This window comes from Streptomyces flavusporus, assembly GCF_046267975.1.
Taxonomy (GTDB): domain Bacteria; phylum Actinomycetota; class Actinomycetes; order Streptomycetales; family Streptomycetaceae; genus Streptomyces; species Streptomyces flavusporus.
Window position 1 is genome coordinate 8,042,304 of record NZ_CP176503.1, and the last position, 14,508, is coordinate 8,056,811.

12 protein-coding genes are annotated in these 14,508 nt (G+C 69.7%); 10 read left to right on the plus strand and 2 right to left on the minus strand.

What is annotated here, in order from left to right; all coding sequences use genetic code 11:
* Positions 1–148: 148 nt before the first annotated feature.
* Complete coding sequence (locus ACKTSN_RS37960; protein ID WP_409473220.1) at positions 149–2,680, plus strand: RelA/SpoT family protein; 2,532 nt, start codon at positions 149–151, stop codon at positions 2,678–2,680.
* A 73-nt stretch (positions 2,681–2,753) separates the two neighbouring features.
* Here the strand turns inward: ACKTSN_RS37960 and ACKTSN_RS37965 are convergent, their stop codons facing one another.
* Both ACKTSN_RS37965 and ACKTSN_RS37970 read right to left on the minus strand, forming a co-directional pair.
* Positions 2,754–3,983: a DUF349 domain-containing protein gene (locus ACKTSN_RS37965; RefSeq protein ID WP_409473221.1), complete on the minus strand. Its 1,230-nt coding sequence runs from the start codon at positions 3,981–3,983 to the stop codon at positions 2,754–2,756.
* 134 nt (positions 3,984–4,117) lie between these two features.
* Positions 4,118–4,936, minus strand: a complete 819-nt coding sequence (locus ACKTSN_RS37970) for a peptidylprolyl isomerase (protein ID WP_409473222.1) — start codon at positions 4,934–4,936, stop codon at positions 4,118–4,120.
* A gap of 180 nt (positions 4,937–5,116) precedes the next feature.
* Between ACKTSN_RS37970 and ACKTSN_RS37975 the strand changes: the two genes are divergently transcribed.
* The 9 genes from ACKTSN_RS37975 to ruvX all read left to right on the plus strand — a co-directional run bounded on the left by ACKTSN_RS37975 (position 5,117) and on the right by ruvX (position 14,414).
* The gene (locus ACKTSN_RS37975) at positions 5,117–5,824 is read left to right on the plus strand and encodes an MBL fold metallo-hydrolase (RefSeq protein ID WP_409473223.1); all 708 of its coding nucleotides are present in this window, start codon (positions 5,117–5,119) and stop codon (positions 5,822–5,824) included.
* 13 nt (positions 5,825–5,837) lie between these two features.
* Entirely contained in the window at positions 5,838–7,100 is a 1,263-nt protein-coding gene (gene hisS / locus ACKTSN_RS37980) for a histidine--tRNA ligase (RefSeq protein ID WP_409473224.1), read from the plus strand.
* Positions 7,101–7,274: 174 nt separating this feature from the next.
* A complete protein-coding gene (locus ACKTSN_RS37985; protein ID WP_409473225.1) occupies positions 7,275–7,931 on the plus strand; it encodes a vitamin K epoxide reductase family protein in 657 nt (218 codons plus the stop codon).
* A gap of 47 nt (positions 7,932–7,978) precedes the next feature.
* Positions 7,979–9,334: a replication-associated recombination protein A gene (locus tag ACKTSN_RS37990; protein ID WP_409473226.1), complete on the plus strand. Its 1,356-nt coding sequence runs from the start codon at positions 7,979–7,981 to the stop codon at positions 9,332–9,334.
* Between the two features lie 343 nt (positions 9,335–9,677).
* Entirely contained in the window at positions 9,678–10,292 is a 615-nt protein-coding gene (gene rpsD, locus ACKTSN_RS37995; protein WP_129796831.1) for a 30S ribosomal protein S4, read from the plus strand.
* A 191-nt stretch (positions 10,293–10,483) separates the two neighbouring features.
* Positions 10,484–10,918 (plus strand): DUF948 domain-containing protein, encoded by a 435-nt coding sequence (locus ACKTSN_RS38000; protein ID WP_165396151.1) that lies wholly within the window; start codon positions 10,484–10,486, stop codon positions 10,916–10,918.
* A gap of 9 nt (positions 10,919–10,927) precedes the next feature.
* Positions 10,928–11,278, plus strand: coding sequence for a hypothetical protein (locus ACKTSN_RS38005; protein ID WP_385261445.1), 351 nt, complete (start codon positions 10,928–10,930; stop codon positions 11,276–11,278).
* Positions 11,278–13,950, plus strand: coding sequence for an alanine--tRNA ligase (alaS, locus tag ACKTSN_RS38010; RefSeq protein WP_409473227.1), 2,673 nt, complete (start codon positions 11,278–11,280; stop codon positions 13,948–13,950). Before ACKTSN_RS38005 ends, alaS begins: the two co-directional genes overlap by 1 nt.
* Positions 13,950–14,414, plus strand: coding sequence for a Holliday junction resolvase RuvX (gene ruvX / locus ACKTSN_RS38015; RefSeq protein ID WP_409473228.1), 465 nt, complete (start codon positions 13,950–13,952; stop codon positions 14,412–14,414). Before alaS ends, ruvX begins: the two co-directional genes overlap by 1 nt.
* Positions 14,415–14,508 lie beyond the last annotated feature (94 nt).

Here is a 14,508-nt window from a genome sequence, read left to right on the forward strand (position 1 = left end):
GGGCCCGGAGGAATCCGGAGCCCGCCTCTGGTGTTATCGGGGTACATGGTCCTCAGATCGGTCTGAGGGCGATCCTGGAGCTCAGGATCGCTACCATGGGGTCTCCGGAGCCTGACCGGGGGACCCGGATCGCGCACGAGGAGCCCTCTTGCCAGACGAGGCCCAGCACCTGACCGCCGCCAAGCCCGAGCGCGCCTCGGAGCCCGCGGCCAAACCCGCGCCGCACACGAAGAACGATACCCGCGGGTCGGTGGAGCACGCCCAGTCCGCGCCCGTCGCCAAGGCGGCAGAGTCCTCGCGCCCCAAGCCTGCCCCTGCCGAGCGCCCCGCGCCCACGCCCCCGATCCGCCCCGCCGCGACGCCGCAGACCCCGCGCTCCGGCTCCTCCAACCGCGTCCGCGCCCGCCTCGCCCGCCTCGGCGTCCAGCGTGCCAACCCGTACAACCCGGTGCTGGAGCCGCTGCTGCGGATAGTGCGCAGCAACGACCCCAAGATCGAGACGTCGACGCTCCGGCAGATCGAGAAGGCCTACCAGGTCGCCGAGCGCTGGCACCGCGGCCAGAAGCGCAAGAGCGGCGACCCGTACATCACGCACCCCCTCGCCGTCACCACCATCCTCGCCGAGCTGGGCATGGATCCGGCCACCCTGATGGCCGGCCTGCTGCACGACACGGTCGAGGACACCGAGTACGGCCTGGAGGATCTGCGCCGCGACTTCGGCGACGTGGTCGCCCTGCTCGTCGACGGCGTCACCAAGCTGGACAAGGTCAAGTTCGGCGAGGCCGCGCAGGCCGAGACCGTGCGCAAGATGGTCGTCGCCATGGCCAAGGACCCGCGCGTCCTGGTCATCAAGCTCGCCGACCGCCTGCACAACATGCGCACCATGCGCTACCTCAAGCGCGAGAAGCAGGAGAAGAAGGCGCGCGAGACGCTCGAGATCTACGCGCCGCTCGCCCACCGCCTGGGCATGAACACCATCAAGTGGGAGCTGGAGGACCTCGCCTTCGCGATCCTCTACCCCAAGATGTACGACGAGATCGTGCGTCTGGTGGCCGAGCGGGCGCCCAAGCGCGACGAGTACCTCGCGATAGTGACCGACGAGGTCCAGCAGGACCTGCGCGCCGCCCGCATCAAGGCGACCGTCACCGGCCGCCCGAAGCACTACTACAGCGTCTACCAGAAGATGATCGTCCGCGGTCGCGACTTCGCGGAGATCTACGACCTGGTGGGCATCCGCGTCCTCGTGGACACCGTCCGCGACTGCTACGCGGCCCTCGGCACGGTGCACGCGCGATGGAACCCGGTCCCCGGCCGGTTCAAGGACTACATCGCGATGCCCAAGTTCAACATGTACCAGTCGCTGCACACGACGGTCATCGGCCCCAACGGCAAGCCGGTCGAACTCCAGATCCGCACGTTCGACATGCACCGCCGCGCCGAGTACGGCATCGCCGCGCACTGGAAGTACAAGCAGGAGGCCGTGGCCGGCGCCTCCAAGGTGCGCACCGACGTGCCCAAGGCGTCCGGCAAGGACAAGGACGCCATCAACGACATGGCGTGGCTGCGGCAGCTCCTCGACTGGCAGAAGGAGACCGAGGACCCCAGCGAGTTCCTCGAGTCGCTGCGCTTCGACCTCTCCCGCAACGAGGTCTTCGTCTTCACCCCGAAGGGCGACGTCATAGCGCTCCCGGCCGGCGCGACTCCGGTCGACTTCGCGTACGCGGTCCACACGGAGGTCGGCCACCGCACCATAGGGGCGCGGGTCAACGGGCGGCTCGTCCCGCTGGAGTCCACCCTGGACAACGGCGACCTGGTGGAGGTCTTCACTTCCAAGGCGGCCGGCGCGGGCCCCTCCCGGGACTGGCTCGGCTTCGTGAAGTCGCCGCGCGCCCGCAACAAGATCCGGGCGTGGTTCTCCAAGGAGCGCCGCGACGAGGCGATCGAGCAGGGCAAGGACGCCATCGTCCGCGCGATGCGCAAGCAGAACCTGCCGATCCAGCGGATCCTCACCGGTGACTCCCTCGTCACGCTCGCCCACGAGATGCGCTACCCCGACATCTCCGCGCTGTACGCGGCGATCGGCGAGGGCCATGTCTCCGCGCAGAACGTCGTCCAGAAGCTCGTCCAGGCGTTCGGTGGCGAGGAGGCCGCCACCGAGGAGATCGACGAGAGTGTGCCGCCCGCGCGCGGACGCGGCCGCAAACGCCGCACCAGCGCCGATCCGGGCGTCGTCGTCAAGGGCGTCGACGACGTGTGGGTCAAGCTGGCCCGCTGTTGTACGCCCGTTCCCGGCGACCCCATCATCGGCTTCGTCACGCGCGGTAGTGGTGTATCGGTTCACCGCAGCGACTGTGTGAACGTGGAGTCACTGTCCCGCGAACCCGAGCGCATCCTCGACGTCGAGTGGGCGCCCACCCAGTCGTCGGTCTTCCTGGTCGCCATCCAGGTCGAGGCCCTGGACCGCTCCCGGCTCCTGTCCGACGTCACCCGGGTCCTGTCCGACCAGCACGTCAACATCCTCTCCGCGGCCGTCCAGACCTCCCGCGACCGCGTCGCCACCTCCCGCTTCACCTTCGAGATGGGCGACCCGAAACATCTCGGCCACGTCCTGAAGGCGGTCCGGGGAGTGGAGGGCGTCTACGACGTGTACCGGGTGACGTCGGCGCGCAGCAGGTCGTAGAGCCGCACGAGAGACGACACAGGGGCTCCCGTACGTCGGTACGGGAGCCCCTGTCATGCCTGCCGGGCGTCGGTCAGCCGCCGAACTCCTGGAGGCCCTTCAGCGCCTGGTCCAGCAGGGCCTGGCGGCCCTCCAGCTCCCGCTCGAGCTTGTCGGCCCTGGCGTTGTTGCCCTGGGCGCGCGCCTGCTCGATCTGCGTCTTCAGCTTGTCCACCGCGGCCTGGAGCTGGCCCGTCAGACCCTCGGCACGCGCGCGTGCCTCCGGGTTGGTGCGGCGCCACTCGGCCTCCTCGGCCTCCTGGATGGCCCGCTCGACGGCGTGCATCCGGCCCTCGACCTTCGGCCGGGCATCCCGCGGCACATGGCCGATGGCCTCCCAGCGCTCGTTGATCGAGCGGAACGCGGCCCGCGCCGCCTTCAGGTCCGTGACCGGGAGGATCTTCTCGGCCTCACCGGCCAGCTCCTCCTTGAGCTTGAGGTTCTCCGCCTGCTCCGCGTCACGCTCGGCGAAGACCGAGCTGCGGGCGGCGAAGAAGACGTCCTGGGCGCCACGGAAGCGGTTCCACAGGTCGTCCTCGTGCTCGCGCTGGGCGCGGCCCGCCGCCTTCCACTCGGACATCAGCTCGCGGTAGCGCGCGGCCGTCGGACCCCAGTCGGTCGACCCCGACAGGGCCTCGGCCTCGGCGACCAGCCGCTCCTTGGCCCTGCGGGCCTCCTCGCGCTGCGCGTCCAGCTGCGCGAAGTGCGCCTTGCGGCGCTTGGAGAACGCCGACCGGGCGTGCGAGAAGCGGTGCCACAGCTCGTCGTCCGACTTGCGGTCCAGCCGCGGCAGCCCCTTCCAGGTGTCCACCAAGGCCCGCAGCCGCTCGCCGGCCGCCCGCCACTGGTCCGACTGCGCCAGTTCCTCGGCCTCGGCGACCAGCGCCTCCTTGGCGTGCCGCGCCTCGTCCGCCTGCCGCGCCCGCTGCGCCTTGCGCTGCTCGCGCCGCGCCTCGACGGTCTGGACCAGCTTGTCCAGCCGGGCCCGGAGCGCATCCAGATCGCCGACGGCGTGGTGCGCGTCGACCTGCTCGCGCAGATGGTCGATCGCGGCCTTGGCGTCCTTCGCCGACAGGTCGGTCGTCTGCACTCGCTTCTCGAGGAGGCCGATCTCGACAACCAGGCCCTCGTACTTGCGCTCGAAGTAGGCCAGCGCTTCCTCAGGGGAGCCTGCCTGCCAGGAACCGACGACCTTCTCGCCGTCGGCCGTACGCACGTACACGGTCCCCGTCTCGTCGACGCGGCCCCACGGGTCGCTGCTCACAGCGCCTCCTCCACATGATGCCTGCGCAGGGCCTCGAGCCCCCGGGCATCGTCCACAGTTTCGTCACGGCCAACATAGGCGACCGGCGGGTTGCCTGTCCGCATCCCGCGCGACCGAAATTCCGCAGTTGGCGGTCAGGATTTCGTGACGGTTGCCTTGTTGATCACGACCGTTGCGTTCGGGGCCCCGTCACCGGCCCCTGTGCTCTCACCTGCGGCGGCGATCTTCTTCAGCACGGTCATGCCCGACTTGGAAACGGTACCGAACGGTGTGTAGCTGGGGGGCAGCTGACTGTCCTGGTACACGAGGAAGAACTGGCTGCCGCCGGAGTCCGCCTGCCCCGTGTTCGCCATCGCCACCGTGCCCGCCGGGTACACGTTGCCCTTGAGGCTCTTGTCCTTCAGATTCTCGTCCGGAATCGTGTAGCCGGGACCGCCGCTGCCGCTGCCCGTCGGGTCGCCGCACTGGAGCACGTAGATGCCGTTGGTGGTCAGGCGGTGGCACTTGGTGTGGTCGAAGTAGCCCTTGCCGGCCAGGAAGTTGAACGAGTTGACGGTGTGCGGGGCCGCCGACGTCTTCAGATCGATGTCTATGTCACCGCACGTCGTCGCGAGCTTCATCGTGTACGCGGCCGACTTGTCGATGGTCATCGCCGGCTCCTTCTTCCAGGTCTCCGACTTGACCTTGCCCGCGGCGGGCTTCTCGCACGGGTCCGGCAGCGGGCTGGCGGGCGAGGAGCTCTCGGTGACCTCCGCGCCCGCGTTGGTCTTCTCGTCCTCCTTGAGGACGTCGGTCGTGTACAGCGCGAGGCTGCCGATCAGGACCACGCCGAGCGCCGACGCGATCGCGGCGTTGCGCATACGCGCCTTGCGCCGGGCGTCGGTGCGCCGCTGCTGCTGCCGCAAGAACTTCTCCCGGGCGAGCTGACGCCGCCGCTGTTCCTGGCTGACCACCGGGTTTACTCCTCATGCGTCTCGAACGTCGACCGGTACGCGCGCGTGCTGTGAGCCGACCGCCTGCGTGTGCCCCGTACCGTATATGGGTTCGCTGAGGATTCGGCAGCGCCGGTAGGCTCTGACGTCAGGCGCAGCTGCTGCCAAGTCCGCCCGTACCGACCCAAACGAAGGACGATCGTGCTCATTGCCGGGTTCCCCGCCGGGGCCTGGGGGACGAACTGTTATCTCGTCGCCCCTGCCGCCGGTGAGGAGTGCGTGATCATCGACCCGGGCCACGAAGCGGCCCCCGGAGTCGAGGAAGCGCTGAAGAAGCATCGGCTCAAGCCCGTTGCCGTCGTCCTCACCCACGGCCACCTCGATCACGTGGCCTCGGTCGTCCCGGTCTGCGGCGCGCACGACGTACCGGCCTGGATCCACCCCGAGGACCGGTACATGATGAGCGACCCCGAGAAGGCCATCGGCCGGTCCATCGGGATGCCGCTGATGGGCGAGCTGACCGTGGGGGAGCCCGACGACGTCAAGGAACTCGCCGACGGCGTCCGGCTCGAGCTGGCGGGACTGGAGCTCTCCGTCGCGCACGCGCCGGGCCATACCAAGGGGTCGGTGACCTTCCGGATGCCCGAGACCGCCGACATCCCGTCGGTCTTCTTCTCCGGGGATCTGCTCTTCGCCGGCTCCATCGGACGCACCGACATGCCCGGCGGTGACATGGCCGAGATGCTCGACTCGCTGGCCCGCGTGTGCCTGCCGCTCGACGACTCGACCGTGGTGCTGTCCGGCCACGGCCCCCAGACGACCATCGGCCAGGAGCGCGCCACCAACCCGTATCTGCGGCAGGTGGCCGCCGGCCAGGGAGTCCCCGGGACTCCCCGACGAGGAATGTGACGAGAGACCTTCCGTGAGCACCTTTCAGGCCCCCAAGGGCACCTACGACCTGATCCCGCCGGACTCCGCGAAGTACCTGGCCGTCCGCGAGGCGATCGCGGCCCCGCTGCGCAACTCCGGCTACGGCTACATCGAGACGCCCGGCTTCGAGAACGTCGAGCTGTTCGCGCGCGGTGTCGGTGAGTCCACCGACATCGTCACCAAGGAGATGTACGCCTTCGAGACCAAGGGCGGCGACAGGCTCGCCCTGCGCCCCGAGGGCACCGCGTCCGTGCTCCGCGCCGCCCTGGAGGCCAACCTGCACAAGGCGGGTAACCTCCCGGTCAAGCTCTGGTACTCGGGCTCGTACTACCGCTACGAGCGCCCGCAGAAGGGCCGCTACCGCCACTTCTCCCAGGTCGGCGCCGAGGCGATCGGCGCCGAGGACCCGGCCCTGGACGCCGAGTTGATCATCCTGGCCGACCAGGCGTACCGCTCGCTGGGACTGAGCAACTTCCGCATCCTGCTGAACAGCCTGGGCGACAAGGAATGCCGGCCGGTGTACCGGAGCGCGCTGCAGGACTTCCTGCGCGGCCTGGACCTGGACGAGGACACCCTGCGCCGCGCGGAGATCAACCCGCTGCGCATCCTCGACGACAAGCGGGAATCGGTCCAGAAGCAGTTGACAGGAGCCCCTCTCCTGCGCGACTACCTCTGCGACGCCTGCAAGGCGTACCACGAGGAGGTGCGCGAGCTGCTCGGCGCCGCGGGCGTCGCCTTCGAGGACGACCCGAAGCTGGTGCGCGGCCTGGACTACTACACCCGGACGACCTTCGAGTTCGTCCACGACGGCCTCGGCTCCCAGTCCGCGGTGGGCGGCGGCGGACGCTACGACGGCCTGTCGGAGATGATCGGCGGCCCCGCATTGCCGTCCGTCGGCTGGGCGCTCGGCGTCGACCGCACGGTGCTCGCCCTGGAGGCGGAGGGCGTCGAACTCGAACTCCCCGCCAGCACCAGCGTGTTCGCGGTGCCGCTCGGCGAGGAGGCCCGCCGGGTGCTGTTCGCCAAGGTCACCGAACTGCGCAAGGTCGGCATCGCCGCCGACTTCTCCTACGGCGCCAAGGGCCTCAAGGGCGCCATGAAGAACGCCAACCGCAGCGGCGCCCGCTACACGATCGTCGCCGGTGAACGCGACCTCGCCGAGGGCGTCGTCCAGCTCAAGGACATGGAGTCCGGCGAGCAGACGGCGGTCGGCGTCAACGAGATCGTGGCGGAACTGGAGGCACGGCTCGGCTGATTGCCGTTCCTGAGGGCGTCGGCTGTCTTCCCAGGCATCCGGCGCCCTCGCGCATGTCCGGAACCGAACGGCAGGCCGACCTCCTTATACGCAGCAAACGCATGACACACAGGCGCGTGCGGCACAATGGCCCATGCCGGAAGCAGATCCCCCTCGAGTGACGGAATCGGCGTGATGAGCAAGACGACAGTCAGGGACGTCTCCACCGAGCCCGAACCGGAGAGCGCCGCCGCCGAGCCGCAGACGGTCGGTGGCAGCCGGGCCTTCGCTCTGCTGCTGGTGATCACGGGTGCTGCGGGGCTGCTGGCCGCGTGGGTCATCACGCTCGACAAGTTCAAGATCCTCGAAGCCAAGGCCCGGGGCGAGACGTTCACGCCGAGCTGCAGCCTCAACCCCATCGTCTCCTGCGGCAGCGTCATGGAGAGCGACCAGGCCTCCGCCTTCGGGTTCCCCAACCCGATGCTCGGCCTCGTCACCTACGGCATCGTGATCTGCGTCGGCATGAGCCTGCTCGCCCGGGCCCGCTTTCCGCGCTGGTACTGGCTCACCTTCAACGCCGGCACGCTCTTCGGTGTCGTCTTCTGCGCCTGGCTGATGTTCCAGTCGCTGTACCGGATCAACGCGCTGTGCCTGTGGTGCTCGCTGGCCTGGGTCGCCACGATCGTCATGTTCTGGTACGTGACCTCGTTCAACATCCGGAACAACTTCCTGCCGGCCCCCGCCGGCCTCAAGCGATTCTTCGCCGAGTTCACCTGGGTGCTGCCGGTCACGCACGTCGGCATCATCGTCATGCTGATCCTCACCCGCTGGGGCAGCCAGCTCTGGGCCTGAGCCCGGGCCCCGGGGGCGTTGTCAGTGGGGTGATTTAGGGTTTCAGCGTGGAACCCGACCTGTTCACCGCCGCCGCAGAAGAACGCCAGGAGAAGGACCCGACCGCAAGTCCCCTGGCGGTGCGGATGCGCCCGCGCACCCTCGACGAGGTCGTGGGCCAGCAGCACCTGCTGAAGCCCGGCTCGCCCCTGCGCCGACTGGTCGGCGAGGGCGCCGGGGGACCGGCGGGTCCGGCCTCGGTGATCCTGTGGGGCCCGCCCGGCACCGGCAAGACGACCCTCGCCTATGTCGTCTCCAAGGCCACCAACAAGCGCTTCGTGGAGCTGTCCGCGATCACCGCCGGCGTCAAGGAGGTCCGCGCGGTCATCGACGGCGCCCGCCGCGCCACCGGCGGCTTCGGCAAGGAGACCGTCCTCTTCCTCGACGAGATCCACCGCTTCAGCAAGGCCCAGCAGGACTCCCTCCTCCCGGCCGTCGAGAACCGCTGGGTCACGCTGATCGCCGCCACCACGGAGAACCCGTACTTCTCGGTGATCTCGCCCCTCCTCTCCCGCTCCCTGCTGCTGACTCTCGAGCCCCTCACGGACGACGACATACGCGGTCTGATCCACCGGGCCCTCACCGACGACCGCGGCCTGGGCGGCGCCGTCACCCTTCCCGAGGACACCGAGGCCCACCTGCTGCGGATCGCCGGCGGCGACGCCCGCCGCGCCCTGACCGCCCTGGAGGCCGCCGCCGGGGCGGCGCTCGACAAGGGCGAGACGGAGATCGGGCTCCGGACGCTGGAGGAGACCGTCGACCGCGCCGCCGTGAAGTACGACCGCGACGGCGACCAGCACTACGACGTGGCCAGCGCCCTGATCAAGTCGATCCGCGGCTCCGACGTCGACGCGGCCCTGCACTACCTGGCCCGCATGATCGAGGCCGGCGAGGACCCCCGCTTCATCGCCCGCCGCCTGATGATCTCCGCCAGCGAGGACATCGGCCTCGCCGACCCCCACGCCCTGCCCATCGCGGTCGCCGCCGCCCAGGCCGTCGCCATGATCGGCTTCCCCGAGGCCGCCCTCACCCTCAGCCACGCCACCATCGCCCTCGCCCTGGCTCCCAAGTCCAACGCCGCGACGACCGCGATCGGCGCCGCCCTGGACGACGTACGCAAGGGACTGGCCGGCCCCGTCCCGCCGCACCTGCGCGACGGGCACTACAAGGGCGCCGCCAAGCTGGGCCACGCCCAGGGGTACGTGTATCCGCACGACCTGCCCGAGGGCATCGCCGGCCAGCAGTACGCCCCGGACGCCCTCAAGGACCGGGAGTACTACACACCGACCCGGCACGGCGCCGAGGCACGCTACGCGGACGCCGTGGAGTGGACCAGGAAGCACCTCGGTCGCAGGCGGCCCTGAGCAGCCTGTAGACTTGCTCGAAGCGCTGCGTCCCGTGCCCAGCACCTCGAAAGGGGAGCCGGCACCACCAGAACGGGACATCCAGCCGGAGAACCCGGCCCCCGGGCAGGGATCTCCAGGAGCGTCGCGCACCGGCGAACGGTGTCGCGGGCAGCCCACCACCACCCGAAGTTCCGGGAGCGGTCGGTGGGCCACTCGCGTGCTGCACGTATGTGCCCAGACCAGGGGAGCGGCTGCCCGGCAGGTCCGTAAGCGGACCCGGCGGGTTTCCCCGGCTGCGGATGCGACCTCCCCTAACCCTGGTGAAGCCGTATTCGCATAAGAAACACGAGGTGTTTGGTTCATGGCGAACCAGTCCCGCCCCAAGGTCAAGAAGTCGCGTGCCCTCGGTATCGCGCTGACCCCGAAGGCCGTCAAGTACTTCGAGGCCCGTCCCTACCCGCCGGGTGAGCACGGCCGTGGCCGCAAGCAGAACTCGGACTACAAGGTCCGTCTGCTGGAGAAGCAGCGTCTGCGCGCGCAGTACGACGTGTCCGAGCGCCAGCTCGTCCGCGCCTACGAGCGTGCCTCCAAGGTTCAGGGCAAGACCGGTGAGGCCCTGATCATCGAGCTGGAGCGTCGTCTCGACGCCCTGGTCCTGCGTTCGGGCATCGCCCGCACGATCTACCAGGCCCGTCAGATGGTCGTTCACGGCCACATCGAGGTCAACGGCCAGAAGGTTGACAAGCCGTCGTTCCGCGTCCGTCCCGACGACGTCGTGATGGTCCGCGAGCGCAGCCGCGAGAAGACCCTCTTCTCCATCGCCCGTGAGGGTGGCTTCGCCCCCGACGGCGAGACCCCGCGCTACCTCCAGGTGAACCTCAAGGCCCTGGCGTTCCGCCTGGACCGTGAGCCGAACCGCAAGGAGATCCCGGTGATCTGCGACGAGCAGCTCGTCGTCGAGTACTACGCCCGCTGATCCCAGCCGGCAGGCAGTACCTCAGCCCGTCGTCTCCCCGCCCTTCCGGGCGGGCGGGGCGGCGGGCTTCCGCATGCGCGGCGCCCGCGCGCCGCCGGGCGGTAATCCGGTACGGAGTCCCAGCCCCGGCGCGATAGGCTCGGTGCACGACTTTTTCGATGTTCAGGCACGTTTCAGGGAGCGGGTGCGCAGTGTCCGGTGGAGAGGTGGCCGGGATCCTGGTGGCCGTCTTCTGGGCGATCCTGGTCTCCTTCCTTGCGGTGGCACTCGCGAGGCTGGCCCAGACGCTCAGGGCGACCACCAAGCTCGTGGCGGACGTGACCGACCAGGCCGTCCCGCTGCTGGCCGACGCCTCCGCGGCGGTGCGCTCCGCACAGACCCAGATCGAGCGGGTCGACGCGATCGCCTCGGACGTCCAGGAGGTCACGTCGAACGCGTCCGCGCTCTCGACGACCGTCGCCTCCACGTTCGGCGGGCCCCTGGTCAAGGTCGCCGCCTTCGGCTACGGCGTACGCCGGGCCCTCGGCGGCCGCAAAGAGGACGTGCCCGCCAGGACGTCGAGGCGTACCGTGATCGTGGGCCGGACCGTCCCGGCCGCGCGGCGGGCGAAGCGGAAGAAGGACTGAGACCTAGCGATGTTCCGCCGTACGTTCTGGTTCACCACGGGTGTCGCTGCCGGCGTGTGGGCCACCACCAAGGTCAACCGCAAGCTGAAGCAGCTGACCCCCGAGAGCCTCGCCGCCACGGCCGCGAACAAGGCGATCGACGCGGGCCACCGGCTCAAGGACCGCGCGGTGGGCTTCGCCCTCGACGTCCGCGACAACATGGCCCAGCGGGAGGCCGAGCTGGGGGAGGCGCTCGGCATCCACGAGGATCCCGAACTCCCCACGCTGCGGCGGTATGCCGCCATCGAGAACCGCAACAAGCCGAAGACGTACGTCATCGACAGCACGACGTACTCGTACAACCGGAATGAGGACCACTGATGGAGTCGGCTGAGATCCGCCGCCGCTGGCTGAGCTTCTTCGAGGAGCGCGGGCACACCGTCGTCCCTTCGGCGTCGCTCATCGCGGACGACCCGACTCTGCTCCTCGTCCCGGCCGGCATGGTGCCCTTCAAGCCCTACTTCCTGGGCGAGGTCAAGCCTCCCTACGCCCGCGCCACGAGCGTGCAGAAGTGCGTGCGCACGCCCGACATCGAAGAGGTCGGCAAGACCACGCGGCACGGCACGTTCTTCCAGATGTGCGGCAACTTCTCCTTCGGCGACTACTTCAAGGAAGGCGCCATCAAGTACGCCTGGGAGCTGCTCACCACGCCCCAGGACAAGGGCGGTTACGGCCTCGACCCCGAGCGTCTGTGGATCACCGTCTACCTCGAGGACGACGAGGCCGAGCGCATCTGGCGCGATGTCGTCGGCGTGCCCGCCGAGCGCATCCAGCGCCTCGGCAAGAAGGACAACTACTGGTCCATGGGCGTCCCCGGCCCCTGCGGCCCGTGCTCCGAGATCAACTACGACCGCGGCCCCGAGTTCGGCGTCGAGGGCGGCCCCGCCGTCAACGACGAGCGGTACGTGGAGATCTGGAACCTCGTCTTCATGCAGTACGAGCGTGGCGAGGGCACCGGCAAGGAGGACTTCGAGATCCTCGGCGAGCTGCCGAGCAAGAACATCGACACCGGCCTCGGCCTGGAGCGGCTCGCCATGATTCTGCAGGACGTGCAGAACATGTACGAGATCGACACCTCCATGGCCGTCATCAACAAGGCCACCGAGCTGACCGGCGTGCGCTACGGCGACGCCCACGACTCGGACGTCTCCCTGCGCGTGGTCACCGACCACATGCGCACGTCCGTGATGCTCATCGGCGACGGTGTCACCCCCGGCAACGAGGGCCGCGGCTACGTCCTGCGCCGCATCATGCGCCGCGCCATCCGCAACATGCGCCTGCTCGGTGCCACCGGCCCGGTTGTCAAGGACCTGATCGACGTCGTCATCGGCATGATGGGCCAGCAGTACCCCGAGCTCATCACTGACCGCGAGCGCATCGAGAAGGTGGCCCTCGCCGAGGAGAACGCCTTCCTGAAGACGCTGAAGGCCGGCACCAACATCCTCGACACGGCCATCACCGACACCAAGGCCGCCGGCTCCACCGTGCTGCCCGGCGACAAGGCCTTCCTGCTCCACGACACGTGGGGCTTCCCGATCGACCTCACCCTGGAGATGGCCGCCGAGCAGGGCCTCTCCGTGGACGAGGACGGCTTCCGCCGCCTGATGAAGGAGCAGCGGGAGAAGGCCAAGGCCGACGCCCAGGCCAAGAAGACCGGCCACGCCGACCTCGGCGCCTACCGCGAGATCGCCGACAGCGCCGGCGAGACCGAGTTCATCGGCTACACCGACACCGAGGGCGAGTCCACGATCGTCGGCATCCTCGTCGACGGCGTCTCCTCGCCGGCCGCCACCGAGGGCGACGAGGTCGAGATCGTCCTCGACCGCACCCCGTTCTACGCCGAGGGCGGCGGCCAGATCGGCGACACCGGCCGGATCAAGGTCGACACCGGCGCCGTGATCGAGGTCCGCGACTGCCAGAAGCCGGTCCCGGGCGTCTACGTCCACAAGGGCGTCGTCCAGGTCGGCGAGGTGACGGTCGGCGCCAAGGGCCACGCCACGATCGACTCCCGCCGCCGCAAGGCCATCGCCCGCGCCCACTCGGCCACCCACCTCACCCACCAGGCCCTGCGTGACGCCCTCGGCCCGACGGCCGCCCAGGCCGGCTCCGAGAACCAGCCCGGCCGCTTCCGCTTCGACTTCGGCTCGCCGTCCGCCGTACCGACGGCCGTGATGACCGATGTCGAGCAGAAGATCAACGAGGTGCTCGCCCGCGACCTCGACGTGCGCGCCGACATCATGGGCATCGACGAGGCCCGCAAGCAGGGCGCCATCGCCGAGTTCGGCGAGAAGTACGGCGAGCGCGTGCGCGTCGTGACCATCGGCGACTTCTCCAAGGAGCTGTGCGGCGGCACGCATGTGCACAACACCGCCCAGCTGGGCCTGGTGAAGCTGCTCGGCGAGTCGTCCATCGGCTCTGGTGTCCGCCGGATCGAGGCCCTGGTCGGCGTGGACGCCTACAACTTCCTCGCCCGCGAGCACACGGTCGTCAACCAGCTCACCGAGCTGCTCAAGGGCCGCCCGGAGGACCTGCCGGAGAAGGTCTCCGCCATGCTCGGCAAGCTGAAGGACGCCGAGAAGGAGATCGAGAAGTTCCGCGCCGAGAAGGTGCTCCAGGCCGCCGCCGGCCTCGCCGAGTCCGCCAAGGACGTGCGCGGGGTCGCCCTGGTCACCGGCCAGGTCCCGGACGGCACCACCGCCGACGACCTGCGCAAGCTGGTCCTCGACGTGCGCGGCCGCATCCAGGGCGGCCGGGCCGCCGTGGTCGCCCTGTTCACCACGGTCAACGGCAAGCCGCTGACGGTGATCGCCACCAACGAGGCCGCCCGCGAGCGCGGCCTGAAGGCCGGCGACCTGGTCCGTACGGCCGCCAAGACCCTCGGCGGTGGCGGCGGCGGCAAGCCGGACGTCGCCCAGGGCGGCGGGCAGAACCCGGCCGCCATCGGCGAGGCCGTCGACGCCGTCGAGCGGCTCGTGGCGGAAACGGCCAAGTGATGCGCAGAGGACGTCGCCTCGCGATCGACGTCGGGGACGCCCGGATCGGGGTCGCCTCGTGCGACCCCGACGGGATCCTCGCCACCCCGGTGGAGACGGTCCCGGGACGGGACATCCCCGCAGCGCACCGCCGGTTGAAGCAACTCGTCGAGGAGTACGAGCCGATCGAGGTCGTCGTCGGGCTGCCGCGCTCCCTCAAGGGGGGCGAGGGCCCGGCCGCGGCCAAGGTCCGCGGCTTCGCCCAGGAACTCGCGCAGGGCATCGCACCCATCCCGCTCCGGCTGGTCGACGAGCGGATGACGACGGTGACGGCGAGCCAGGGACTGCGTGCCTCGGGCGTGAAGTCCAAGAAGGGCCGCTCGGTCATCGACCAGGCAGCCGCTGTCATCATCCTGCAGCAGGCGCTGGAATCCGAACGGGTGTCAGGTAAAGCCCCGGGCGAGGGCGTCGAAGTGGTCATCTGATCGCGATACGGTAACGTTCCGCGCGATGCGGTGGTGTTCGAACAGCCTCCGCACAGCAAGAGGCGGGACGGGAGCCGAGCCGGAAGCCACGCGA

Bases quoted from the DNA above. Each gene is read 5' to 3' on its own strand.
- ACKTSN_RS37985 (WP_409473225.1), top strand. From the start codon at position 7,275: ATGAGCAAGACGACAGTCAGGGACGTCTCCACCGAGCCCGAACCGGAG.
- rpsD (WP_129796831.1), top strand. From the start codon at position 9,678: ATGGCGAACCAGTCCCGCCCCAAGGTCAAGAAGTCGCGTGCCCTCGGT.
- ACKTSN_RS38005 (WP_385261445.1), top strand. From the start codon at position 10,928: ATGTTCCGCCGTACGTTCTGGTTCACCACGGGTGTCGCTGCCGGCGTG.
- alaS (WP_409473227.1), top strand. From the start codon at position 11,278: ATGGAGTCGGCTGAGATCCGCCGCCGCTGGCTGAGCTTCTTCGAGGAG.
- ruvX (WP_409473228.1), top strand. From the start codon at position 13,950: ATGCGCAGAGGACGTCGCCTCGCGATCGACGTCGGGGACGCCCGGATC.